General features: G+C 67.2%; 1 protein-coding gene. It reads left to right on the forward strand.

Annotation, left to right across the window (positions count from 1 at the left end; translation table 11 throughout):
• Positions 1-14: 14 nt before the first annotated feature.
• A partial coding sequence (locus tag RVY79_RS18725; protein ID WP_317466055.1) for a hypothetical protein occupies positions 15-308 on the forward strand: 294 nt, incomplete at its 3' end.

Genomic DNA, 308 nt, shown 5'->3' on the forward strand with positions numbered 1-308 from the left:
GCGCTGCCCGAGGTATGAACGCAGCCAACGCCGTGCCGCACGCGTGCTTTGCCGACAAGGCCGGCGCGTTCCTGCACGTGCATCGCGGGCGGGCGTCGTTGCCGTTTGTCGCCAACCTCGTCACGCAGATTGACGTGGTGGAGGCGGGCGGTTTGCCGCTGCCCGTCACCGTCAACAACAGCGACGACCGCGCCGACAACGCCTGGGTCTGCTCACCCATCACCACGTATGGGCGCTATGCGGCGGAAGAGTCCGAACGTTTGGCACCGCGTGTGCTGCGGCCCGTGTTGCGCGGCACGATTGGTTTG

Source organism: Chromohalobacter sp. HP20-39, from assembly GCF_033052815.1.
In the GTDB taxonomy this organism is placed as follows: Bacteria; Pseudomonadota; Gammaproteobacteria; order Pseudomonadales; family Halomonadaceae; genus Chromohalobacter.